Origin of the sequence: Mesorhizobium calcicola (assembly GCF_042682105.1) — a bacterium.
GTDB classification, from domain to species: domain Bacteria; phylum Pseudomonadota; class Alphaproteobacteria; order Rhizobiales; family Rhizobiaceae; genus Mesorhizobium; species Mesorhizobium calcicola.
Map to the genome: position 1 here is coordinate 78,681 of NZ_JBHUGY010000003.1, position 23,585 is coordinate 102,265.

The 23,585-nt window shown below is 62.3% G+C and carries 23 protein-coding genes and 5 pseudogenes; 18 read left to right on the forward strand and 10 right to left on the reverse strand.

Going from position 1 to position 23,585, the window contains the following annotated elements; genetic code table 11:
• Positions 1-2: 2 nt before the first annotated feature.
• Positions 3-698 (forward strand): SMC-Scp complex subunit ScpB, encoded by a 696-nt coding sequence (gene scpB, locus ACFSQT_RS01580; RefSeq protein WP_379016712.1) that lies wholly within the window; start codon positions 3-5, stop codon positions 696-698.
• A complete protein-coding gene (locus tag ACFSQT_RS01585; RefSeq protein WP_379016713.1) occupies positions 695-2,494 on the forward strand; it encodes an SWIM zinc finger family protein in 1,800 nt (599 codons plus the stop codon). The genes scpB and ACFSQT_RS01585 overlap by 4 nt, the downstream gene beginning before the upstream one ends.
• 84 nt (positions 2,495-2,578) lie before the next feature.
• Here ACFSQT_RS01585 and ACFSQT_RS01590 read toward each other — a convergent pair whose 3' ends face one another.
• The 3 genes from ACFSQT_RS01590 to ACFSQT_RS01600 form a co-directional block, all read right to left on the reverse strand.
• A complete protein-coding gene (locus ACFSQT_RS01590; protein WP_379016715.1) occupies positions 2,579-5,029 on the reverse strand; it encodes a TOTE conflict system archaeo-eukaryotic primase domain-containing protein in 2,451 nt (816 codons plus the stop codon).
• Positions 5,030-5,173: 144 nt separating this feature from the next.
• The gene (locus tag ACFSQT_RS01595; RefSeq protein ID WP_379016716.1) at positions 5,174-5,860 is read right to left on the reverse strand and encodes an RES family NAD+ phosphorylase; all 687 of its coding nucleotides are present in this window, start codon (positions 5,858-5,860) and stop codon (positions 5,174-5,176) included.
• On the reverse strand, positions 5,853-6,530 hold the full coding sequence (locus tag ACFSQT_RS01600) for a hypothetical protein (protein ID WP_379016717.1): 678 nt from the start codon (positions 6,528-6,530) through the stop codon (positions 5,853-5,855). The genes ACFSQT_RS01595 and ACFSQT_RS01600 overlap by 8 nt, the downstream gene beginning before the upstream one ends.
• 274 nt (positions 6,531-6,804) lie before the next feature.
• Here ACFSQT_RS01600 and ACFSQT_RS01605 point away from each other — a divergent pair, with 274 nt between their 5' ends.
• A complete protein-coding gene (locus ACFSQT_RS01605; RefSeq protein ID WP_379016718.1) occupies positions 6,805-7,419 on the forward strand; it encodes a cold-shock protein in 615 nt (204 codons plus the stop codon).
• 561 nt (positions 7,420-7,980) lie between these two features.
• Entirely contained in the window at positions 7,981-8,766 is a 786-nt protein-coding gene (locus ACFSQT_RS01610; RefSeq protein WP_379016719.1) for a plasmid pRiA4b ORF-3 family protein, read from the forward strand.
• A gap of 196 nt (positions 8,767-8,962) precedes the next feature.
• Here the strand turns inward: ACFSQT_RS01610 and ACFSQT_RS01615 are convergent, their stop codons facing one another.
• Positions 8,963-9,547: a plasmid pRiA4b ORF-3 family protein gene (locus tag ACFSQT_RS01615; RefSeq protein WP_379016720.1), complete on the reverse strand. Its 585-nt coding sequence runs from the start codon at positions 9,545-9,547 to the stop codon at positions 8,963-8,965.
• A gap of 71 nt (positions 9,548-9,618) precedes the next feature.
• Positions 9,619-10,446 carry an NYN domain-containing protein gene (locus ACFSQT_RS01620; RefSeq protein WP_379016721.1) on the reverse strand — a complete coding sequence of 276 codons (828 nt, stop codon included), beginning with the start codon at positions 10,444-10,446 and terminating at the stop codon, positions 9,619-9,621.
• Positions 10,447-10,765: 319 nt separating this feature from the next.
• Here ACFSQT_RS01620 and ACFSQT_RS01625 point away from each other — a divergent pair, with 319 nt between their 5' ends.
• A complete protein-coding gene (locus ACFSQT_RS01625; protein WP_379016879.1) occupies positions 10,766-11,101 on the forward strand; it encodes a recombinase family protein in 336 nt (111 codons plus the stop codon).
• A gap of 359 nt (positions 11,102-11,460) precedes the next feature.
• The gene (locus ACFSQT_RS01630; RefSeq protein ID WP_379016722.1) at positions 11,461-11,655 is read left to right on the forward strand and encodes a hypothetical protein; all 195 of its coding nucleotides are present in this window, start codon (positions 11,461-11,463) and stop codon (positions 11,653-11,655) included.
• A 50-nt stretch (positions 11,656-11,705) separates the two neighbouring features.
• On the opposite strand, the gene ACFSQT_RS01635 is transcribed toward ACFSQT_RS01630, so the two are convergent.
• A complete protein-coding gene (locus ACFSQT_RS01635; RefSeq protein WP_379016723.1) occupies positions 11,706-11,984 on the reverse strand; it encodes a hypothetical protein in 279 nt (92 codons plus the stop codon).
• A 311-nt stretch (positions 11,985-12,295) separates the two neighbouring features.
• Here ACFSQT_RS01635 and ACFSQT_RS01640 point away from each other — a divergent pair, with 311 nt between their 5' ends.
• The 3 genes and pseudogenes from ACFSQT_RS01640 to ACFSQT_RS01650 all read left to right on the forward strand — a co-directional run.
• Positions 12,296-12,586 carry a DUF982 domain-containing protein gene (locus tag ACFSQT_RS01640; RefSeq protein WP_379016724.1) on the forward strand — a complete coding sequence of 97 codons (291 nt, stop codon included), beginning with the start codon at positions 12,296-12,298 and terminating at the stop codon, positions 12,584-12,586.
• A 264-nt stretch (positions 12,587-12,850) separates the two neighbouring features.
• Positions 12,851-12,934: pseudogene (locus ACFSQT_RS01645) on the forward strand (hypothetical protein); the annotation flags it as partial.
• A gap of 63 nt (positions 12,935-12,997) precedes the next feature.
• Positions 12,998-13,699: pseudogene (locus ACFSQT_RS01650) on the forward strand (lactate dehydrogenase); the annotation flags it as partial.
• A 225-nt stretch (positions 13,700-13,924) separates the two neighbouring features.
• Here the strand turns inward: ACFSQT_RS01650 and ACFSQT_RS01655 are convergent.
• Positions 13,925-14,167 (reverse strand): DUF982 domain-containing protein, encoded by a 243-nt coding sequence (locus ACFSQT_RS01655; RefSeq protein ID WP_379016725.1) that lies wholly within the window; start codon positions 14,165-14,167, stop codon positions 13,925-13,927.
• A 271-nt stretch (positions 14,168-14,438) separates the two neighbouring features.
• On the opposite strand from ACFSQT_RS01655, the pseudogene ACFSQT_RS01660 reads away from it, so the two are divergent.
• From ACFSQT_RS01660 to ACFSQT_RS01670, 3 genes and pseudogenes are all read left to right on the forward strand, one after another.
• Positions 14,439-15,011, forward strand: a pseudogene (locus tag ACFSQT_RS01660) (hypothetical protein); the annotation flags it as partial.
• A 44-nt stretch (positions 15,012-15,055) separates the two neighbouring features.
• A pseudogene (locus ACFSQT_RS01665) lies at positions 15,056-15,953 on the forward strand (ArdC family protein).
• A 263-nt stretch (positions 15,954-16,216) separates the two neighbouring features.
• Positions 16,217-16,606, forward strand: coding sequence for a hypothetical protein (locus ACFSQT_RS01670; RefSeq protein WP_379016726.1), 390 nt, complete (start codon positions 16,217-16,219; stop codon positions 16,604-16,606).
• Between the two features lie 191 nt (positions 16,607-16,797).
• Here ACFSQT_RS01670 and ACFSQT_RS01675 read toward each other — a convergent pair whose 3' ends face one another.
• A complete protein-coding gene (locus ACFSQT_RS01675; RefSeq protein ID WP_379016728.1) occupies positions 16,798-17,184 on the reverse strand; it encodes a DUF5615 family PIN-like protein in 387 nt (128 codons plus the stop codon).
• Positions 17,181-17,801 (reverse strand): DUF433 domain-containing protein, encoded by a 621-nt coding sequence (locus tag ACFSQT_RS01680; protein ID WP_208646577.1) that lies wholly within the window; start codon positions 17,799-17,801, stop codon positions 17,181-17,183. The genes ACFSQT_RS01675 and ACFSQT_RS01680 overlap by 4 nt, the downstream gene beginning before the upstream one ends.
• A 189-nt stretch (positions 17,802-17,990) precedes the next feature.
• Here ACFSQT_RS01680 and ACFSQT_RS01685 point away from each other — a divergent pair.
• The 5 genes and pseudogenes from ACFSQT_RS01685 to ACFSQT_RS01705 all read left to right on the forward strand — a co-directional run bounded on the left by ACFSQT_RS01685 (position 17,991) and on the right by ACFSQT_RS01705 (position 22,691).
• Positions 17,991-20,164, forward strand: a pseudogene (locus tag ACFSQT_RS01685) (ParB/RepB/Spo0J family partition protein).
• Between the two features lie 124 nt (positions 20,165-20,288).
• Positions 20,289-20,681 carry a hypothetical protein gene (locus ACFSQT_RS01690; RefSeq protein WP_379016729.1) on the forward strand — a complete coding sequence of 131 codons (393 nt, stop codon included), beginning with the start codon at positions 20,289-20,291 and terminating at the stop codon, positions 20,679-20,681.
• A gap of 281 nt (positions 20,682-20,962) precedes the next feature.
• Positions 20,963-21,592, forward strand: a complete 630-nt coding sequence (locus ACFSQT_RS01695; RefSeq protein WP_120019183.1) for a DUF1419 domain-containing protein — start codon at positions 20,963-20,965, stop codon at positions 21,590-21,592.
• Entirely contained in the window at positions 21,576-21,899 is a 324-nt protein-coding gene (locus ACFSQT_RS01700) for a hypothetical protein (protein ID WP_379016730.1), read from the forward strand. The genes ACFSQT_RS01695 and ACFSQT_RS01700 overlap by 17 nt, the downstream gene beginning before the upstream one ends.
• 102 nt (positions 21,900-22,001) lie before the next feature.
• Complete coding sequence (locus ACFSQT_RS01705) at positions 22,002-22,691, forward strand: transposase (protein WP_379016731.1); 690 nt, start codon at positions 22,002-22,004, stop codon at positions 22,689-22,691.
• A 301-nt stretch (positions 22,692-22,992) separates the two neighbouring features.
• On the opposite strand, the gene ACFSQT_RS01710 is transcribed toward ACFSQT_RS01705, so the two are convergent.
• Positions 22,993-23,232, reverse strand: coding sequence for a DUF1173 family protein (locus ACFSQT_RS01710; RefSeq protein ID WP_120019181.1), 240 nt, complete (start codon positions 23,230-23,232; stop codon positions 22,993-22,995).
• Between the two features lie 137 nt (positions 23,233-23,369).
• Between ACFSQT_RS01710 and ACFSQT_RS01715 the strand changes: the two genes are divergently transcribed.
• On the forward strand, positions 23,370-23,540 hold the full coding sequence (locus ACFSQT_RS01715) for a hypothetical protein (protein WP_167481048.1): 171 nt from the start codon (positions 23,370-23,372) through the stop codon (positions 23,538-23,540).
• Positions 23,541-23,585 lie beyond the last annotated feature (45 nt).

Below are 23,585 nucleotides of genomic sequence, written 5' to 3' on the forward strand. Positions count from 1 at the left end.
GGATGGTGGAGGGCTCTCGTACAAGACGAGGCAAAGGCCGGTCAGATGATCATCTGTTGGACCGCGAGCTCGATCACCTGCCGCCGGAGGTGCGCTGGCGGGAATGGATGAACCGCGTCGAAGCAACCATCTTCGCGGCGAGTGAGCCGGTCACACGTAGTGTGCTCGCGCGAGTGGTTGGCGCCAGTTGCAACCTCGACCTCCTCATCGACGACATCCGCGAGGAGCTGCGCGGCCGCCCCTATGACCTGGTCGCGGTCGCCGGCGGCTGGAAACACCTGACACGGCCAGCCTATGCCGACGCCATCCGCGCCGCCGTCGGTGTCAGCGGGCGCGCGACCGACCTCACGCAGTCCGAGGTGTTGGTGCTGATGTGTGTGGCATATTTCCAACCGATCACGCGCTCCGAGCTGTCGTCGTTCTTCGGCCGGGAGATCAGCCGCGACCTGATCGGCAATCTGCGCGAGGCTGGTCTGATCGCGTCCGGTCCGCGCAGCCCGACACTTGGCGCGCCCTACACCTATGTCACCACGAAAGCGTTCCTGCTGCATTTCGGGTTTGACACGCTTCGCGATCTTCCCGACACCGAGGCTCTCGAGGATGCCGGGCTGCTCAACAAGGAAAAGCTGCTGGCGGGCCTGTCCGGCGCGACAGGGCTGTTCGGCGAGATCGATGCAGAGGAGCAAGACCAGCCATGAAGGATCCCGCCTTTGGTAAAGACGCCGTGCGCGCTCTGGCGACCGCCGATTCCTTTGCTCGCGGCCGGGACTATGTGCGCAGCGGGGCCGTTTCCCGGCTGGTGCGACGCGGCGACCGGCTGACCGCTCACGTCGAAGGCAGCGACTTCGCGCCCTACGAGGTGACGGTCGATCTGCACCAGGGTGGAGTCGCGGCGACGCGCTGCTCCTGCCCCTACGACTGGGGCGGCGCCTGCAAGCACGTCGTGGCCGTGCTCCTCAAATATCTCGACACGCCAGACTCGGTGGTGGAGCGACCACCCCTTGACGGGGTTCTCCGGAACCTCGATCGGGAGGCGCTGTCGGCGCTGCTCACCAGACGGGCCGAGGAGGATCCGGCATTCGCGCTGTGGATCGAGGCCGAGCTTGCCGCCGGTGCGCCGGACCCGCTTTCGGCCAGCCCCCGGCGAACCGCCGTCGACCCGGAGCCGATCAAACGGCAGGCCGAGGCGCTGCTGTCGGGACGCACTTCGCGCCGAGATCGCTGGAGCGACAATGGTGCCGCCGTCGACGAGGACGCTTTCGCGGCACTGATCGACAAGGCAAAGCCGTTTCTCGAAGCCGGGGACGGACGCAATGCGTTGAGGATTCTCGAGCCGGTGACGGAGGCGCTCGTGCCGGCATGGCTCGAACAGGCCGACTGGGACGAGACCCTGCACGAGTTCTTTCCCGTGCTCGGCCAGATGATCGCGGAAGCGGTGCTGTTGGGCGGCCTTCTCCCGGAGGAACGGGACGACCTGATGGTCCGGCTCGACGTCTGGCAGGGCATGCTCGATGAATACGGCCTCGACGACCATCTACAGGTCGCGATCGACGCGCTCGAACAAGGCTGGGACGAGATCGGCCTCGACGATATTCTTGCGGGAAAGGGTCGCTCCTGGCCGCTTTCGGGCCACGGCGACTGGACCACGGCGCGGCTGACGCAAGCGCGGCTTCGAGTTCTCGAGATCGGCGGGCGGACGGACGAATTCCTCAACCTCGCCAGGGCCGCGGGATGCCATGGCGACCACGCCGCCATGCTGGTCCGGCGCGGGTGCAGCACAGATGCGATTGCCTATGCGCGCAAAAGGTTCCGCTCCGCCGAAGAGGCCCTCCAGCTTTCGCGCCTCCTGAAAGAGACGGGGCAGGTCGATGCGGCGCTGGAACTTGCGGGGTGGGGACTGAGCCTGAAACCGGAAGGCGATCGTCTATTCGGAGTGGTCGGCCTCGCCCGCTGGCTGCGCGACAGCGCCGCTGCGCTGGGCCGGGACACAGTTGCAGTCACGGCGGCGGGCAGCGCCTTCGAACACAGCCTGTCGCTCGAAGATTTTCGAGCGACCGAGATGCTTGCGGGACCAGGATGGGCCGAACTGCGGCCCCACCTCCTGGCTTGCCTGGCGGCGCCGACGTACGCCCACGACCGGACCGAGATTTTCCTCGGCGAAGGCATGATCGATGAGGCGGTGCGATCCGTCGACGTCGAGAACACCCTGCGCAATCCAGCGAACGACGTGCTGCTGCGGCTCGTCGAAGCGGCGCACGCCAGCCATCCCGACTGGGTCATCGATGTCGCCGAGCGCATCGCCGCCAACGTGATGGACGCCGGGCAGTCAGGCTTTTATGAACTGGCGGCGCAATGGCTGGAGAAGGCGGCGCTCGCCCATGACGCCGCCGGCCGGTTCGAGGACTGGATCACAAGGATCGATGCGCTGATCGAAAAGCATCGCCGCAAGCACAAGCTGCGGCCCTTGCTCGAGGCGCTGCGGCCGCGCGCATAGGCGCTTCGATGCAGCTGCGTTGTTCGCGACGAGGGACCAGATCGCGATCGCTTCGGGATCGACCGGTCGCAACCGCCCCCATCCCTATTCCAGACGGTATCCAAGCGCCCGGTATCCCGCCCGCCGCTTCGCGGCCATGCGCGCGAGCACCGGCACCGTTGCGTCGACATAGTCGTAAACAAGAATTTCGGACTTGTCCCGGTGTTCGCGATGGAGCCGTCCGACATACGGGGCGAGCGTCCCCTTCCACGCGATCGGCATGGTCAGGAACAACGTGTCGAGGCGCCGGTCGTCGAACCCTTCGCCGAGATAGCGCCCCGTCGCCAGAATAAGGCGTTCCTCATCGTCCGGCGCCCGAAGGGCGATCTCGGCCGCCTTGCGTTCGGCCGCCGACATGCCGCCGCGCAGCACGGCGAGGTTCTTCGTGAATTTGGCAAATCTGGTCTGAAGCAGTTCGAGATGATCCCGGCGTTCGGTCAATACGACCGGTGACCGCTTCGCCTCGAGCGCTCCGAGAACGTCGTCGAAGATCAGGTCGTTGCGACCATCGTCCGCAGCGAGCGCGGCGTAGATCGCTGGCATCGAGGGGCGTTCAGCGCCCGCGAGCGATGGAGGAAGCTGGAATCGGGTCGGCCTTTCCAGGACGCGATGGCTCAACCCGCTTGCGATCGTCTGATCGCGTGCGCTCGCCCGATACCGGACGGCCCCGCATTGCATGAAGATGATGGGATGGTGTCCGTCCTTGCGGGCGACTGTCGCCGACAGGCCGAGGACGTATTTCGCCTTGGCGCGCCGCGCCACCAGTTCGAAGCTGGTTGCGGAGAGATGATGACACTCGTCGACGACGAGATGGCCGTAGTCGGCGACCAGGTCTGAAACCTCGCCGCGCCGCACCAGGCTCTGGATAAGCGCGACGTCGATCATGCCGGTTGGCTTGCGGCGCCCACCGCCGACAATGCCGATTTGCCGAGGGTCGATTGCGAGGAAGGTTTTGAGACGCTCGACCCACTGAGTGAGCAGTTCGCGACGGTGCACCAGCACCAGCGTGTTGCGGGCACGCTCGGCAATCAGTGCTGCGGCGACGACCGTTTTGCCGAACGCGGTGGCGGCCGCCAGCACGCCGAAGTCGTGCGCCGCCAGCGCCTCCCTGGCTTCGATCTGCCTGCCGCGCAACGCGCCTAGGAACCGCGTGCCTTCGGAAAGCGCAGATCCCGCTTCCCGGCGGTCCACAACCTCGACATCACCACGATGATCCCGGATCAGCCTGGTCACGTCGTCGAGACAGCCACGCGGCAGGCCGACATGATTGGGATGGAGCTCGGCGCAGGAGATGATCCGGGGCTTATTGAAGGTCGGCAGGCGCATCGCCTGGGCACGGTAGAACTCCGGATTCTGGAATGCGGCCAGCCGAATGATCAGGGCCACCATGGTGGAAGGTAATCCGGCACGCTCCACATAGATCTGATCAGCGAGCACGATCTTGATCTGGCCCGGCAACGGTTCATCGATCCTGACTGGAACTCGCCGGGAAGGCGTCACGCGCCAGGGCTCGTCCGCCGATTCATCCTCGACCGACATGCGCACGCCAAGCACGCGCCCCACCGTCTCTGCCTCGTCCACCAAGCGGCTCACCGCATCGGCGGACAGACGCGGCAATACCGACAGAAAGGCCCACTGGTCGTCGTAAGGTCGCAAATCCCGGTCGACGAAGACGCTGTTGCCGCGTTCCCGCGCACGCCGCTGCAACGGTAGGGCGATGAGGTTTCCGAATCCGCCAATCGGCATTGTGTCCTGGCTGGGAAAGAAGCGGTCGTAGGAGGCAAAGCCGATCTCCGGGCGGCGCTCCATGGTTTCGGTCACGAGCAGGGAACCGAGCTGGCGCGCGGCGCGCACCGGGATGGGCTCCGAGAAGAAGAGCCAAAGATGTCCGCCGTCGCCGGAGCGCGACCGCTCGAAGGCAGCGGAAATGCCCCTGGCTTCGCACGTCTCCATCAGAGCGGTCGCATCCACCGACCAGCTTTCCCCATCGAAATCGGCCGCCAGGAACCAGCAGGTTTCGTCGGGCAGCATCGGGTAGACGCCGGCGACGAAGTCTTCGGCGCTGGGTCGTGACGCGGTGCCGCCGCGCAGATGGCGCTCGATCATTTCGTCGGAAACCGGAATGAAGGCCTGGTGGGGACAGACGCCACATTTAACCTTCGGCTTGCCGCAGATACCCTTCACCCATTCATTGGCGCAAGCGGGCGCGTAGCCCGATCGCCCTGCTTTCCTGTTTTCCCAGCGAACGGGATATACATCCGCTCTGCCGGCGAACAGGCGCCGGAACAGACCAATTTTCTCCGCCGCCGCCGACGCATTGGTCACCGGTGCGGTCTTGGCGACAGATGCGGCCTCACCATGCGAGAGTGGCGGCGTACTCAGTTGCTCAAGTTCGACGAGTCTCGCCTCAAGGGATCGCTGCTCCGCGGCCATCGACTTCAGGCGGGCGCGGATCCGCTCAATCTCGGCGTCTCGTTCAAGATCCCAATCCGACAAGCCTGGACAATCCCCATCATTCCGAGGTCAGAATCGCCGTGGGCGAGGCGCGTTGATAGCGGCACACTCCGATCAGACGGTCGCGGGAAGGCGCGGCTGGGGAGGTTGCCGCCCCCAAATTGCCCCGATCTCCTGTTTCCGCCATCAGAACCTGACGCCTACGATCTTTACGCCGATACGATCGGCGAGTTCGAGCAATGCGGAATAGACGTCAGAGTTCCCGGTCAAATCGAGCGACGCGCCGGAATGCACCAACATGTTTGCCGGAATTCGATCGCCAAACAGCATCACGGCCAGAGCCCGATCGTCCTGCCGAGAAACCCAGTAAAGTCCCTGGATATCTGGGCATTGTGTGTGAATGGCTTCAGCCCAGGGGCGTGTTGCTGAATAGCCGTCCTTCTCGGTGTCGATGATCTGGCTGCGCTTGATACCGAGTTTCCTTAGCGCAGTGACGCTCAGGTCAGCCAGGACGAAATCGCCCTGAGGCGTCACCTTCGAATAGACTTGATCGGCCAGTTTCACCTTGTCGTAGGTCTTCAGGCCAGGCGCGAATGGCACATCGTGGAAAACCGTTTCCATCGCCGCGCAGTCAAAGGTCGTTCCGCCGTACAGAGTCGGGATACTGGCCCCATTTGCGTTTTTGATCGGGCTGAACCGGGCATTGCCTTTCAGGCCTGGATTGAATTCCGCGCCGGCATAGAGGTTCAGATGAATACGATGGATAACTTGACCCACCGGCCATATCGTTCGGGTGACGATATCCTGCAAATTGTTCGATGGAACGGGAACTGGACTTGTCCGGGATCCCCGTCCAATCTTTGGTTTAGCCATGGAGTGCGCCTACCAACTCGTCCTCGGCGGCGGCAAGAACGCGCTCGGGTTGCGCTATGAGCATATCTTGCGGACGCTTACCCCCAAGGGAGCTGTTGACCGATGCAAACCAATAGGCGAGCCCCCAATCATCCTTTTTCCCGGAAAATACGCTCAGAACCTTGGCGAGCGCCTTGATGGGCCGATATCCGGCGGAATCCAGAGCATAGCCGGGGAAATAGTCTACACCCCGATGCCGAACCGCAAAGATCTGGCCTTCTTTCTTCCACTTGTTTGGCTGCGCACTTGGATTGCTGGTGCTGAACCCAGCCATATTGGCGATCTGGGAAGCCGTCAGCCAATCACCGCTTTCCAGCACTGCCCTTCTCGCCTCGGCCGTCATCCGCGCCTCCACAAGCATATGCTGCGGGGGCGGTACCTGAGGAACCAGAGCCTCGATTATTGAACCAATGGCTTCGCGTTGGCGCCTCATCAGGATGGTACGAACGAGAGGCGCGATGCTGACGACCGTGTCCGCGAGCGCGCGGATGGCAGGTTCACTCCCGTGCTCGAACGTTAGCGCTATGACCTGCTCCGCAGTCAGCCGATCAAGTTGGTCGCCAACCTGCTTCGGTGTTCCGGTGAGCGCGCCAAATCCCGAAAGTTCCAGGGTGTCATTGGTACGTGCCATGATATCCCGCTCCGTCTGTGTGGTGAGGATGGTTACATATATAGCATGATAACCAATCTCATCAAGTGGTGCTTGAAACTTTTTAGCCGCAGGCGACCGTCGATTAGGTCGCCAGCCATCAATTGTACGCTCCGGCAGCTTTCGCCTTGCCCCCGTTCGCACGGCGCCCCGTGCCCAGTAACGTCGCCTAAAGAAGCAAGATATGCGCCCACATGTCCATTTGACACAAACGCATCGTACGATGGAGATTACTCTGACGGGAGCGCAGCTCTCCATGCCAGTCGAGACGATGATGAGCAAATATAAAGATTACCGCCAGCCACGGCGTCGCTATGACGATGACCCGGTTTCCTTTTCGGAGCGGACTTCCGAGCCCAGCTACTTTCAGCACTCGCCAGCCGTAACTCCAGGCGCTGTCGACGCCGAGGTGATCTGGTTCAACGCCAGCAAGGGTTTTGGCTTCGTCAAGCTGTCCACCGGCACCGAGGCGTATCTGCACATCCGGGTGTTGGAAGCTGCCGGCAGCCGCGATGTTTCCGAGGGGACGCATCTCAAGGTCACAGCGCAAGAAGGTCCACGAGGTCGCCAGATCGTCAAAGTCCTCGATATCGGCGAGCAGATTCCGAAAACTCCGGCAGATGAGCGCTTGGCGGGCGAGTCCATTGCCGCGAGCAGTGCGCAGCTGGAGAGCGGAGGCACGGTCAAGTGGTTTAATCCCGAAAAGGGCTTCGGCTTCATTGCTCCCGAGAACGGTGAAAAGGACGTCTTCGTTCACGCTACCGCACTGACCCGCTCAGGGCTCAGCGTGCTGATGGAAGGGCAGAAAGTGTCTTTCCAATACGGGCAGGGCAAGAAGGGCCTGGAGGTTCGGAGCATTCGCCTCCTCTAGGCGCCGATAGATCGGCCATGGCCGAAACTACCTTCATACAAAAGAAAAGCCCGCTGCCGGGAGGAGGTGGCAGCGGGCTCTATTTTCGAATACGGCGCGGGAGGAGGTGCACCGCATTCAGTATCGGCATCCATCTGGGAGGAGGAGATGGCCGACAGCAAGATGATACCGACTGGCCGCCGATATTGCAATGCACAATTTCGTATCGCAAATGCGAAGGTGACGACAAGCCTGCCTGGCAACAAGCCCGATGGTTCCATCTGCCCCCAGGGCACTAGGCCCTTCACAAGGCCAATCTGGCGTGCGGCCTCGCCGCGGTCGCCGCCGCATGAAGCGGGTTCCTTGCCAACCGATTCCGAAAACCCGCGTAAGCTCTAAATCTATAGACCGATTCGGCCGACCCGAACCGCCCCAAACCGTTCGCCTGCATCGCGAAATACTATTTCTCGAAGCGGCTGGTTTTCGGATCGGGTTGGCTTCCCAATTCAACGGTATGGCGCAATGCCGATCGTCGCGCCGATACAGGCGATGATGCGCTCGCGCAGCGTCGCGCCGGCAAGGATGGGGACAAAAAGGCGATTCGAGCACTGTCCAGGGCTCTCTTTCATCTATCTCTACGACTTCTGCGATCACTGGGAGCATCTAGTCACCATCAAGAAATTCCTCACCCTCGATGCGATTCCGAAGACAGCGGCCTGCATCGACGGCGCCCGCGCCAGACCACCCGAAGATGTCGGCGGCATCAGCGGTTTTGAGAATTTCCTGGCCATCATGGCTGACCGGGACGATCCCGAGTATCGAGACGTCAGGCGCTGGTGCGGCGGTCATTTCGATCCTGAATGGTTCGATCTGACGGTCGTCGACAAGGACGTCAGGAGCGCACTCAAGCCGAACGTCCGGCGACGTCTTCACCAGCCAAAACCCAAACGCGGGGCCGGCGCGCGCGGTAAGCTGAGAAGCACGACCGAAGGTTCGCAGTTGGGTTTTGGGCGAGGCCGAAGCTACACAGATCTTTCAGGATCGCGGCAGCCGATCCGCCATCAACAGCGGCGACGATACGGTCGAATTCTGGCTCGCGGAGCAGCGCGATTAATGGGGAGTGAAGCGCTTCTTCAGGGCGGCGCTGAAACCGCAATGGCCGGCCAGAATGCGTCATGGACGGCAGTCAGACCACCCCGGATCCGACCACTTCCTGCGACACCCTGTCAATCGGCCCGCGATTACGCGTCCTACCGGGCGACGAGATCGACGACGCCGAGGTCGCCATCATTTACGAATTCGACCCTCGCCTGTCGCTTGGCAGCAAATCGTGAGAAGGCGATCGTTTCGGTTAGGTTTGGCAGTTAATTGCGAGAATGTGGTAGCTCCGATTATCAATTTAACTGCAAATCGCATCCGCGTGAAGGTCACGAATCCATTGATTTTCACACCCCCGTCTTCGGCAAATTCGATGCCGCCAATGGCCGAACCCCACGCTAATCTTGATGCGCATCGGCGACTAAGGCGTCTGCAATGGGTCGATGTTGAACCCTGGAAGCGAGGCTCAGGCCGCCGGCTTCTCGAAGATCATGGACAAACCACGCGTCGAGGCCATTTCAACAATCAATTCTTCGATCGCCTGATCGGAAAGTCGCGTTTGTGTTGCGTCCCGGATATGTTTGACAAGACCGTGGATCGCTACAGCCGCGGTGTGCGCGGCGTCATCGAGAAGACGACTGATTTCAATCACAACGTCGGCATCTATGTCGCGTGGCAAATCTCGCATACATCCTCTCCCACCTACAGGAATATTGCCGCCTTCCCGTCCATTGTCGAGTCGAGCAGACGAAACGTCGGGCTGCTCGATGGGCTGGACTCCTCCCAAGCAGACGAGAAGCCGAACCTCATTTTCGTCAAAGGAACGGGATCCGCCTTCATATTCCATCTCACCAAGCTGTTCGAGATGCCAGATCCGGGGAACTATGACGCGGCGCCAAACCGCCGGTGCAATGCCGGCAAGCTTGATCCTGATTTGCCGCGAACTGCGTTCCTGGAAAAGCATGACGTTACTTGGAACTGTCGAACGCAGTGTCGAAGTGCGTCCGACCGGGGTGAACAGCAATTCGGCACGCAGCGGCAGATTGCGCATCTCCTCTGGTATCCAGCAAAAAGAGCACCGACGTCGCTAGATCGCGCCGCGACGCAAATCCCCCGGCGCCTTCATGCAGTCCGATCGACGGCGCGTTCACTCTTCAGGCGGACCATCACGATCTTGGGGTTGCCCCCGATGCGCTCGACCTCGACGATGCCGGAAGCTTCAACCAGATCGGAGAGGCGGGGAAAGCCGTAATTTCGGGCGTCAAAGTCGGATGACTGTTTCGCCAGGTGCGCACCAACGCGTGCAAGATTGGCACGGCCATCGTCATCGGCCGAGGCGGTGATGGCCTTGATGAGCATGTCGAGCGCGGTCTTGTCCAGTTTTCCGCCAGCGGCTCCAGAGGGCGTAGGCGAGGGCTTTTCCGCGTCGGCTTTTGCTGGGGCAGGAGCAACCGGCACGGATTGTTCCGCTGCGGCTTTGCGCGCGGGTTTGGCGCCCGGGACCAGCTCTTCGGGCGGTGCACCGAGAACGTCGAAATAGACGAACTTGTCGCAGGCCGTAATAAAGGGACGAGGGGTCTTTCGTTCGCCAAAGCCATAGACGGTGACACCCTGTTCGCGGATGCGTGCCGCCAATCTTGCAAAATCGCTGTCGCTTGAGACGATGCAGAAACCGGCGAAGCGGCTGGTGTAAAGCAGATCCATCGCGTCGATGATCATCGCGCCATCGGTGGCGTTCTTGCCAGAGGTGTAGGCAAACTGCTGGACGGGCTGGATCGAGTGTTCGAGCAGGCATTGCTTCCAGCCATTGAGGCTCGGTTTCGTCCAGTCGCCATAGATGCGCTTGACGCTTACTGTGCCGTAATTGGCGATCTCGGCCAGCAGGCCGGTGATGATCTTCGGGGAGGCGTTGTCGCCGTCGATAAGAAGGGCCAGGGTATCGGTGCTCATAGCAAGGACTCCCTAGTGCGAGGATAGGCTTTTGTCGATGGGATTGCTTGCCACCGCGTGGCTCCTTTCGTCTGGCCAAAAGTCTGAAACTCGTGGTGCCCGAGCCCGTGCGGTCGAGAAGAGCAAGAGATCAGACCGGAAACAAGATGAAAGCAGACGAAAAAGCCCCGCGCTATGAACCGTCCCACACTGCGATGGCTGCCCAAACTGGAAGCAGTGTTAGGGGTCTCGCCATGGAGTTTGGTCCCTATTGAAGTAAAGTCTGCTCTGGACAACAATCGGGCAATGCAAATCAAGGAAGTGCGGGAAGGTTTCCGTCATCGGCATGAATAGCATGGCCTTCGATCTGTCATCGCCACATGGTCGGATGCTGGCGACGTTCCTCGCCGACATTGCGGACTTCGAACGCGACCTGATTAGCGAACGGGTCAAATCCGGGGTAGCCGCAGCAAAAGAACGTGGGAGAAAGCTCGGTCGACCGACAGGTGAGCGCCGAAAATCAGATCGGCTGGCGACAAAAGTCATCAAGTTGTACGCCGAGGGCTGTAGCTGTAGCTGGATCGCTCGCGATCTCGGTTTGAGCAAGAACACCGTTGCTGACATCGTCAAGCGCAGCAGACTTTCCTTGGCTCCAAAGATGGAGATCACGCCATGACCATGCGATCAGGACGCCCCCCACCCGATCCATATCGCAAGGCCCGCTTCAGGGAAATTGCACGGGAGATCGTCGCGAAAGACCGTTACAACCGGAAATACGGGCTCTCGGTCGATACTGCGGGCACCATCGCCAATGCGCTTGAGAGAGCATACCGGGAGGGAACCCGTGATGGGGAGCGCGGACCCGCTCCCGTGGCCGAGCAACCTGACAGCGGACCAATAGAATGGGCGCTGATACCGCCACGACCAAGGGACGCTTTCTGGACCATCTGCCTGTTCACGCTGTCGCGTGGGGATAGGCCCGCCTCGAGCGGACGCCTTGTCCCCGCTATCACGGAGCGTGGAACGCCGGGTTGGATGCTCGACTTGCAGGAGCGGACCTATGAGCAACTGTTTGGTGACAGAACGATCGCACCACTCGTGCGCCTCGGCCTGATCGCGGAAGCTTCAGATGATCCTGCCCACCGGGTCGTCTCAAAACGGGGTGAGGAAACTTGGGGCCTGTTCGTCCAGCGGGGCGGTCAATACCCGGACGACCTGACCCATCTCTAGCCGCAAGCGAAAACCCTCGTTCAACGCAGACCGCGCGTGTCATTTCGCCCTCAGCCGGAACCGACCCCGACATCGCTGCTCCCGTCGTTGAAGTAAAGTTTTGCTCTCTTTTCCTGCCGGTAGAAAGTTCGGGCACGTCCCTGAACGTTGGCTTCCCAACGTGCCGCCGCGGCAAACGCCGAGCCATCGAAAACTATTTGCGCAAAGGCGCCAACAATGCCCTGATCCTGCCACTCTCCATAGGCAGGTGCGCCCAGAGGAAAATCTCCAGCACAATCGGACGGGGGGAGGCTCAGCCCAATGAGCAGGGTGGCGCGCGAGGAAGCCAATCCAGTTTCGTCGGCGACGTTTGCGCCGCTCGAGAGTCCGACTTTTCGTGCGATCTGTATCCCGCCCGCGCAGCTCTGGACTTATCGACGAGCGGTCTGACTCTGAACGCAGCCAACGCGCTGCGCGCCCCGCGAAATCGTGCCTGAAGCTGAGCGAGAGCTGGGCCAGCTTAGAGCTGCGCAGGCGCTGGCGCTTGAGTACTTCTGCGCCCCCTTGAATGGTCACGGGCCCGACAGCACATTGTGCGATGGTCGGCCCGTTTGCGGACTGCTCTACGCAGAGTGAGTGTTCAGCAAGTTGGGAGCAGCGAATGAACGCGGAGGATTTCAGCAGCCCCATCTTCGTGAGGCGCGCTACGTATATCGTACAAGAAATCGCCAGCCTTGCGGACGCTATCGATTTTCTCAATGACTGGCCCGAAGATCAAAGTGACCGGCTTCATCAGACTGCCCTTCGGGCATGCTATGATGCATGTGACGGGCAGAAACCCGTAAGCGCTGCACGCCATGCTTTTCTCGACTTCGCCAAGCGAGCCGCCATTTTGGAAGATCCAATATCTGCCATGCAGTGGATCGCCGCCTGCAAGATCGTGCGGGCTTAGGGTTCTCACACGCCTGTCTGCGGTACCGCGCGGTGAGGGCCATTCCACCGTGCGCTCGCAGGTCTTTCCTCGCAGCCGCGCTCGAAACATGTGCTTGGCGATTGAGGTCTGGCGGCGAAGATGCTGGTTGCCCGGCTGGTCGGGTACGAGCCGCGCGAACCGGTGTGGAAGCGGCGGGCCCGGGATCGCGAGCCGGATCTCGACGTGGCCGCTCGCTGGAGCGTCCGCCGCAAGCCGTAGCCGGGCTCGAGGACCTGGCGCTACCTGCGCGAGGAGCGCCATCTCCCCGAGTCTGTGATCGGCGCCGCCATGCGCCACGACCTGCTGCGGGAGGGCCCTCGTGGCAGCATGTGGGCCGCGCCGTGGCGGAGCGGGTTAGTCCAAGGCGGAATATGTTCTGCAGAACATATTCCGCCCTTCTCCGATCGCACCGTTCTTTCGGACCGGGCCTATGGCGCGCTGTCCTTGCGCCTGCACGATATTGCGCGCTCGATTAATCTTCTCAAACCCGGCGCCTTCGCGGCCTTTCGTCACCAGCGCCGGTACCATGGACAAGGCCGATGGCACTGCCCGCGAGCACATCGCCAAATCGGCCGACCTGATTGCGGCGATCCGCCTGCCGGAACGCAGTTTTCGCACTGAGGCCGGCACCAACGTGGTGGTCGACATCCTGTTCCTGCGCAAGCGCAAGGTCGGCGAGCCCGAGGGCGATCTATCCTGGCTCGACATCGAGGAGGTCCGGCCAGCCGCGAATGACGAGGGCACCGTTGGTTCGCCCGGCATCCGGATTTTGTGCTCGGCCGGCACGCGTTGATGTCCGGGCCCTTCGGCGAAACCTACACATGCTTGCCCCGCCAGGGTGCGGGCCTCGACGCCGCGCTGTCGGCCGACATCAATCTCCTTCCGAAAGCTCTCTATGACGGCGAGCCCACCGGGATGGACTTCGATATCGAAGATGCCGACGACCATGGCGTCATCGATTTGCCCGCCCTGCATGTGCGTGAAGGCGGCTTCTTCTTCGACAACTCCAGAGGCCCTCATGCAGGTAATCGACGGCGAGCCCGTCGTCGTGAAGATCCGCAAGGGGGCAGCGCCGACGGCGTGCCGGAGAAGCAATGCGGCTCTTCTGGCGGCGACGACAGGGTTGCGTTCCACCAACCGGAAAGACCTCCGCCACAAACTTGAGCTTGGCGGATGATCCAACGAATCAATCTTGCGCGACGACCGCAGCACTCGATACGCAGCTATGTATCGCGGCTACAAGAGTAAGCGTTCGTTCGTCTGCGTTACTGACTTTGCACCAGTTTGAAGTAATTGAGGCTATTATCCTCTTGGAACTCAATCACTGCGCAGAATTTTCGCTTCTAACGCCGCCACAACGAAAGCCCGTCTGGCAACCAGCGGGTGGGCTTCGCCACGCAGAACCTGAAGGCATGCATTCATAGCCAGTTTCCGCTTCTTCGTCTGATCCTGGAAGCTCCGGAGCAGAATCGTGGCCGCGTCGTTCACATCGAAAATGACGCGCTCACGGTCATGTCGGCCAACTTGCACCACCACGGGTCGGACGAACCTGCTCGACATCCAATTACACCCTCAATACCGAGCTTGGTGCGGTCTGCGCCTGCCATGACGTCGGCTCGTTTCATACATGCATTACCGAAGGCCGAATAGGGCCACCAGACCTTGCCGGCCTTCACCTTTCTGCGCCAGCCACCTGGCGCGAACTCTGCTGCAATGCCGGCGCTTCTGGCGGCGGGCGGGGATGCCGGCAGAGGTAGAGGGCGGGCGGGCCTGCGGCGGCGGGTGAAGGTCCGGGAGAGAGGCTCCCGGCGTCCGCCGCGGAGCAGCAACCATGACACAAATGGAAATTCACACGCCCGTCCGTAACGCGCGTGCCGGTTACAAGGTCGACGTCAGCCGCGGCCAGCGCATCGGTCGCGTATCGTCGGAGTGGTTCAATCGGCCGGCCGACGAGCGCTACCTTTCTCTCACCGATCTCCATAATTCGGTGAAATGGCGAACCGAACGCAGCAAGACCCGCCTCGTCGAAAGCGAACTGATCCGCGTCGACGCCGGCCGCGACGATTCGGAGCGCCTGAGGCTAATGCTGCCCGATGCGGAAGCCCCTGTTGCACCCACGCATTGGAGTTTTGGCCAACTCGCCAGCCTGGTCTGCGCGCCGGCCACCTATCTGCGCCAGCTTCCAGCGCCGCTCGCCGGCATCAATCTGCAGCACGGCCTGCTGTCCCATCGCGAGCTTGTGAAAACCTTCGAGGCAAAAGACGGGGGCATCGAGCTTCGCGCCGTCACCGGCCCGGATTATGGCATATGGGACCATGAGCTTGTCGCAGCGGTCATGAAGATCGCAGGCAACGGCACCGGCGACAACATGTGGAAGGTGCCTGGCTTAGGTCATTTTGCAACTGTATTCTTGAGCGCTGACACCTCCTGCGCAGGGAGGGCCTGATCATGGCGGTTCAGGATCGGGCAGACGTGTACACCCGCGTCACGGCGGAGATCATCGCCGCAATCGAGCAAGGTGCAGGCGAATGGCGCGCGCCTTGGTTCCACAACGGGACGAGCGCTACGCGCCCAACCAATATATCGTCTGGCAAAAGCTACCGCGGCATCAATACGGTAGCACTTTGGGTCGCAGCCATGGCCTCCGGTTACGGCGATGGTCTATGGGGCACCTACCGTCAATGGCAGGACGCTGGCGCGCAGGTACGCAAGGGTGAGCGTTCGACCACTGTCGTGCTGTGGAAGCAGATCGCGTTCTCCGAGCCGGCTGGGCACGATGGCGACGATGACGAAGGTGGCCACCGGCGAATGTTCGCCCGGGCATTTTCGGTGTTCAATGTCGCTCAGGTGAACGGATACGAGCGCCCGCCGACGGACACGCTGCCGGAGAACGAGCGTCTCGCGCACGCGGAGGCGTTTATCGCCAACCTCGGCATCAAGACCGTCTTCGGCGGATCGGAAGCTTACTATCTTCCGTCTTCGGACACGGTATTCATGCCGGACTTCGCTTCCTTCCGCGATGCTGCGTCGTTCTATGGCATCATGCTGCACGAATGCGGCCACGCCTCGGGTGCGAAGCACCGGCTAGACCGCGATCTTTCTGGCAGGTTCGGCTCGGCCGCCTATGCCGCGGAAGAATGCTGCGGAGATTCTCAGCGGACTTGTCCTTGCAGATCAAGGGATTGCCCATCATCCGCGCCCAGATCACGCTGCGTATCTTGCCTCGTGGCTGAAGAAATTGAATGGCGATCCCCGCGCCATCTTCACTGCCGCGAGCAAGGCGCAGCAGGCCGCCGACTGGATGCACGCGCAGCAGCCCGCACTCGCTGAAGCCTGTCAGACATAATCCGCGATCATCAATGAGACGGATGCGGGCCAGCCTGCTTCTCCTGTTGTCGCTGGCGCGTTATAACAGGGCGCGGACCTGAATATGCTGGGCGATCAGGTTCTCCCACTCCGCCGCTCCCGCTCCACGTCGATCTGCCGGAAGCGGGGCCTCTCAAGTCGGGACAGCTTTGCGGTTCGGCCACCTTCCACAACTGGGCGAGTACTCGCGCCGAGCCCGCCCTGATCCAGCGTCTGGCCCAGGGAGCCGACCCGCGCAGTAACATGGCAAATCCGACTATTCTGCAGCCATTGCCGGCGGCACCCGCGACCGTGGGCGGCCATCTCACGATAGGCCGCGGCGGCTTCACCTTGCACTATCGAGCCGGAGCAAAACTCTCCGGTTATGGCCGCGAGCATATCAAGGCCCAGTGCATCGCGGCGGGCCTTCCAGTCCTCGACAGCCGCCATGTCGATTTCGATGCCGTACTCAAGTTGACCCTTCGCGGCCCAATGGTCGCCGTCGGGCGCGAGCCCGAACCCGTGTCCTGGCACGGCCTCTCCTATGCGCCGCTGCATGCCGTCGCAACTGCCTGGGCGGCGGCCGGCGCCGAGGTCTGGAACATAGCCGGCTTCGACACCGTGCCGGTCGACGAGGGAAGGGGCAGGACATGAGCGGCCGGCCTCAGCTCTACACCACCATGGCTGAATTCGAGGATCTGTCCGGCACGAGCGAACGCGCAGCACGAGCAAGACCGTCACCGTCGACTGGCAGGCGGTGATATCCTTATGGACCATGCCAACATGCTGCAGGCTCTCAGCCAGCTCGGTCGTGTCGGGATCTGCGAGCCGGATTCATAGTGTCGTCAGCCCGGAAGGGAGAAGCGTTCCACCCGGACGATACGATCTGCGTCCACTGTAATCTCCAGCACCTCATTCCAAGCTTCCTCGCCGCTGAGCTCGGAAAGAGTAAGCAGGAAGAGCCGTGTCTGCAGGTTGAGGCTCATCAGACCGAGAGCCGTGTTGAAGGCCACCAGCCCGACATGCATTTCCTCGCGGCCGTAGAGGCCGCGAAAGTCCGTCGTATTGTGCGTGACCAGGATGTACCCGTCGTCGACGGCGCGGCGCGTCACCACATGATCCTTCGCGCCGGCCAGGCCCAGCCAGCGAACGTGGTTCGACTCGGTAAATCCTCGTTCCCGCGCGAGTTTTGCCAGCTCGGGGCTCAGGCATTCGTCGATCAGGAACTTCACGAAGCAGCCGGCAGATCGTCGAGACCGATCGTGCGTGACGACTTCGCCGGAACGGCACGCCAGGCCGGCTTTGCGGGCGGACGACCGCGGCGGGGATAGGCGAGCGCGTAGTCGGCCGCGAGCCATATCCGGTCGAGGGTCAGCTGCGGATAGGCGGCATGGATCGCCTCGGCCGCGTCGCCGTTGGCGAGCATCTCGGCGACATCATGGACGAGGATGCGCGTTCCCGCAAAGACCGGCTGGCCGCCGAGGACATTTGGATCTCGCACCACCATCGCCTTCGCCTTCCTCAACCGCCCGAGGCCGCTCTTCACCTCGGCGGTAATAGGCTTCAGGTCGACCCTGAGCGGATCGTCCGCGACCATGGTCACAGCCTCGGCCGCGATCGCATTCTTCACGATCCGCCGCCGCGCCGCCGGCGTCAGCGTCTGAGACGTCAGCCAGGCGAGTCGAAGCCCGACAAGACCCGATCCGACGATGACGCGACTGCCGCGCCGCGTCTCGACGCGACCGCGCAGCAATCCGGCATCGATGATGCGGTGCACCTGCTTGAGCGGCACACGCGTCACCGACGCCGCTTCATTGGCAGTGAGCACCTCGCGGCTGAATCCCGACATGACACGATAATCCTTCCACATCCATGGAAGATATATAGCGCCTTTGCCACCCGCAGTCCAGCACACTGCGGCGACAGGCGTTCGGCGCTGGCGCGAGGCCATAAAAGGCAGAGGGGGGAGGGGAGGTTTCGTGACGGGCTTGGAGGTTCGGGGAGTGGCCCCGGGCCGTCCGTCATGGAGACCCTGACCATGGCAAAGGCCATTCAGAAGATCGCAATGAACGCCGCCGAGAACATCCCCTACGACAGACTGATGTTGTCGCAGAAGAATGTCCGACGCATCAAGGACGGCGTCACCATCGAACAACTCGCCGAGGACATCGGCCGGCGCAAGCTCCTGCAGAGCCTGAACGTCCGTCCCGTGCTTGACGGCGATGGCGAGGAGACCGGCACGTTCGAGGTGCCCGCCGGCGGCCGGCGTTATCTCGCGCTCGGCATCCTCATCAAGCAGAAGCGCCTGGCGAAGAACGAGCCGATCCCCTGCATCGTCAACCGCAGGCAAGAGACCTCGGCCGAAGAGGATTCGATTGCCGAAAACCTGCGGCGCGCCGACCTTTTAGGTTCTGTGTCGCAACTGTCCTGTTTGGTTCGCATGGCCGTCATGGTTCCGGGCGATACTGGCGGGGCATATCGAGGAAGGCACGTAGACGTCCGGGTCAAGCGTTCCCGCAGCGTAGCGAGGACAACGCTTGATGCGGCGGCGACACCACAAGCTATTTGATGGGGTGTAGACGAAATCCGGCTCGAGCAGGTCATGGCGTTCTCGATCTCGGACGACCACGCGCGCCAGGAGCAGATCTGGGAGCGGATATCCAACTCGCACACGCAGGAACCCTACTACATCAGGCGCCTGCTGACCGAGACGACGGTACGCGCAGACGATCGCCGGGCCGTCTATGTCGGCGCGGAAGCCTATGAGGCTATGAGGCGGCCGGCGGCGTTGTCCTGCGCGACCTGTTCGAGCAGGATTCCGGCGGCTGGTTCCAGGATGCAGCACTGCTCGAGCAGCTGGTCTTCGACAAGCTAAAGGTGGATGCCGAGGCGATCCGTGCGGAAGGCTGGAAATGGGTCGAGGCGGCGATCAGCTTTCCCTATGGCCACACCTCCGGCATGCGGCGCATCTACGCCGAGGCCCAGGAGCTCAGCGCCGAGGAGATCAAACGCTACGACGCGCTGAAGGCCGAACACGACAAGCTCGATGCGGACTATGCCGCGGCCGAGGATGCCGACGAGGCAATCGAGGCGAAGCTCGACCAGCTGGGCGCCGAGCTCGATGCGATCGATGACCGTCCTCAAAGCTACGACCCCGCCCAGAAGGGCATTGCCGGGGTGTTCGTGACGCTTGCCGCGCACGGCAAGCTCCAGGTCGAGGCCGGTTTCGTGCGCGCCGAGGACGAGCCCCGGCCCGAGACCGGCGGTGGCGATGAGCGCGAGGAAGGGGACGCCGAGGGCGAAGCCCGGTCTAGCGGCGACGACGATGGCGATGGCGTTGTCGTCAACGGCAAGCCGGTGGATGACAGCTCTGGCGACGACGGCGAGGACGACGGCATCAAGCCGCTGCCCGATCGGCTCGTCTTCGACCTGACCGCGCAGCGGACGCTGGCGCTGCGCAATGCGCTCGCCGGCGACGTCGATATCGCCTTCGTCGCGGCACCCCATGCCTTCGTCCTGCAGGTCTTCTATCGCTTCGCGCCGGATAGCTGCCTTGAGATCAGCCTGAAGAGCGGCAGCTTCAGCCAGGTCGACGGGCTTGCCGAGACGTCCTGGGCGAAGGAAATCGACGAGCGGCACGAAGCCTGGGACCGTGAGCTGCCCGATGAGACGGACGGCTTGTGGGACTTCCTTCTCGGCCTCGACGAGGCAAGCCGCAAGGCGCTGTTCGCCCACTGCGTCTCGCTGACCCTCAATGCGGTGGTCGAACCGTGGAACAGGCGGCCGCGGGCGCTCGAGCATGCCGACGTGCTGGCCTACTCACTTCAGTTCGATATGGTCGACGCCGGCTGGACGCCCACGGTCGAGTTCCTCGGGCGTCTCACCAAGGCGCGGATTCTGCAGGCTGCCCGCGAAGCCCGTGGCGAAGACTCCGCGCAGCTGATCGACCACATGAAGAAGGAGATAATGGCCCGTGAGGCCGCCCGACTTCTCGAGGGATCGAACTGGCTGCCAGAGCCGTTGCGTCGTTCCGATTGCGGCGCCTCCGATCTCGTCGATCAGGTGACGGATAGCGAGGTGCTCGGCACCGAGGAACTCGATGAGGCGGCGGATGACCTGCCGGCGTTCCTCGAGGCCGACGCGGAATCCTCGACCGGCGATCCCGCTTCCGATGGCGGCGACGCGAGCGAACAGCTCGAGGCTGCTGAGTAGGCAGCGCCATTGATCCACATTTGGGCCCGGCAATGACGCCCGGGCCCCGTTCCTGTTTCAGCACGTTTATCAGCCTGGGATCGCGGCAGCGATGCCCGGGCACTTTCGCATCATGGAGATCGATATGTTCCAGTGGGACAAGAGCTGCTCCTACGACGAGCAGCAAAAGAGACGCTTTCATACTACGGTCCGTTCAAGGCTGAAGAAGCTCGCCGCCGAACTCGACCTGCCGTCCGGCAGCTACGACCTCCGGTCCAACAGGGCTGGGGTAGCTGTCTCTGGTGAAGTAACCTTGCATCACGCGTGCGCCTACATCCAGGTCGGCCAGTTCGGGCTTTCGTCCGGCCACGGCATTCTGATCCGGACTTGTAAGGGCCGCAAGGACTACAGCGGCGGCCCGAACCACTTCGTCGCGCTCGCCATGCTCGACGATATTCCCGCCCTTGCGGCCGCCGTCCGCGCCATCACCGGCGTAAGCCGTCGCGATTCGAACGCGTCCCAATTCCGCGCCGCCTGATCGGCCGCAGACCCTTTTGCGCCGACAACCCAGGGCACCGCCGACGCGAAATCCCTGACGGTGCTTTTCCCATGTCAGATCGAGGCAAAGAGCGATGACCCGTCTCGAAACCCGCAAGTTCGCCGTCATCTAAACGACGCCCTCCCGCCAATCGTCCCCCCGCTGCCGGCTCGGTTCGCCGACGTCCAGCCCCACTTCGACACTCCCTTCAAAACCGCCGATCTCCACTGCCCGCGACATGCCGCGCGAGCGGCTGGCGCGGCCATTCCGAAAGCAAAGCCATGTCACACCGTTCGGCTTTCCGCAAAGTCCACAACGGGATCGCCAGCCGCGAGCAGATGTTTCAGCTGTTCAACAGGCACCGTGGCACCCCCGGCATCGATCCTTCATCCGGCACCCCCTACGAGGGTGAGTGGTTTGAGGTGGAAGCGTCAGCATACCATTTCATGCTCGGCCTCCTGCCGCCGCTGTTTCGGCGGACGGGCATGTTCGGCATGTCCGAATACAAGGCCGGCTACGTCACCAGCGTCTTCTTCGCGATCAGGATCCGCGGCCGCGAACGCTGGTTCCACGGTTTCTGTAACCTTTCCGACAAGCACAGCCCGGACGCCATGCGGGCAGCCATCATCGCCCGCGAGACGGGCGCGACCGACAGCATGACCCGAGAGGAAAAGCTCGAGGCGATCTGGAACACGACCCATCCCGACTTCAAGGGAATTGCCGGCGAAATCAATCCCGACGCCTGGCCCGTCGAGCACCACGGCAAGCGTGCAGTGCTGGTCGATGGCGGCCGCGACGGCACAATCCTGAAACGGCTCGAGGACCTGTCAGACGATGAGATCGACAGCCGCATGTCGGCGATACGCGCACACGCCAAGAGGAGAAGGGGCAACGATGCGGACCCCTCCTAAGCAGCCGCCACTGGCGAACGAGCGCATCTATGAAGCGCATTCGACCTCGGCCACGCCGGACCTGCGCCGTCGACAATTGCTTGGCGAGGTCCGCCCCCGCCTCGCGGCCAATCTCCAGCGCTACCTCAGCTTTCCATCGAAGCCGCGGCCGAATGGCCTGCCGATGTTCCCGCGCGCAAGCTGGCCGGTGCCGCTCGGCAAAGTCGCGCCCGCGGGAAGGCCGGGTTCGATGCATCGTTCAACCAGCCGCACGAGACAGAAGCCATTGCCAAACGAGACGCCAGCGTGCCATCCTCACGAGTATTAATCGGTTGAAAACGACACTTGCCCTCCCGCGGGCTCTTTCGATAAAAGCTCTGCCCGAGAGACAGCGATCTATCGGCAAATCGTTTCTCACCAGGAAAGGCATATGAAGCGGCAGACCCGACCATTCATCGTAGAGGTTAAACAGAAGCGCGGCGTTCAAAAAGCGGGTCGTTCCATTTGGGGCGATGTTGACCTGTCCGCTGTGGCGGCAAAGGTGGCCAGGGATGCAGAGGTAGTAGTTCTGCCAAATCCTCGGCCTGTTGACACTGTGGCCGGCTCTATTGATGCAGAAGATGAATGCAATCAGCAAGTGGAGCAATACATGACCGATCCTCAGGAAGCCGAATCACCACAAAGTATGGCGGAAGCATCTGCCACGCTGATCCCGCTCGAGACGAAAAAGAAAACCTCACGGCCGAGAAAGACAAAGGCCGCGCCCAATAAGCCTGCGCGAACGAATGGCGCCAAGCCCGCTTTGAAGGCAGCCGAGGTCCCAGCTATAGCAGTTCGGACCGGACGAAAGGTCCACACCCAAATGGAACGCTCGCAGAAGCTTACGCAAATCGAGAAGTCGGTCGCCGGCGGCGCCACCATGAGAAGTGCCGTCGGTCAGGCTGGTATATCCGAACAGACCTATTATCTCTGGAAGAAGGCCGCAGCGCCTGCCCAGGATAGGGGCGATCTCAAGGATCTGCTCGCGCTCGAGGAAGAGAACGAGCGACTGAAAGGCATGCTTGCCGAACATCTGCGCAAGGAGAATGCCGAGCTGAAGAAGAGATTAGGCCTCGTCTAAGATCATCTGAAACCTCCAACAACGGGTCGGCGCAACGGTCGAAGTGGCAGTGACGGCATATCGGCATCGCCGACCCACCAGGTCCACGCGCCATCCTCCGGCCGGTTCACGATCATATCCCTGCGGCGTATCCTCGAACACTTCGTCCGCTCCAGCCCGGGGGGACAAGGAGATCGATCGGCTGGCCGGGTTGCAGGTCGTAGCGCAATCCCTTCACGCTGTTGTCGCGAAGCCGGCCGAGCGCACCGACGAACCCTTTTCAGGGCCGTCTCGGAAGGAATCCAGTTCTCGGACACGACCATCAACGTGATCTCTCCGACAATTTGCGAGCCGGCCGGATTCGGATCTGCTCTCCACAGCAACAACAATTCTCTCTGGAAGCCTGCGGCTCTCGGCACAGGCATAGTGGACGCTGCCTGCGGGCATAGGCGTTCGCCAGTGCAGACTGCAGGTCAGGCGCTCCCTCTTCAAAGACCTCCCTTCCAATCCTGAACCGTCGCATCACCTGCGCGGCTTCGCCGCCATCTCCCTGTCTGCGCATTGACCCATGGCCTTGCGCGCTGCGCAAGCCGTTTGGTGATCGCGCCAGAGGCAGACCGGGGCCGGGGGAAGATCGGCCCGGCCGGTGCGGAGAGCGTGCCGGCGCGGTGGCCACTCCCTCTCGCCAAGGACATCTCCATGAACATCGTCACAACCACATCGGCTGTCGCCCGGACGGCCGCTCCCCTCGGTACGCCGGCACCCGTCGCCTTCGGCAACGGCCAGGCGATCTATCAGGCGGCGACGCAGATTTTACCTTTTCTGAGCAGGGCAAGCCTGTCACCACCGCTTTCCTGCGTACCGCCATGACCGAAGGTTTCGGCGGCACCGATGCAGCGGCTTGAGGGGCCGCGA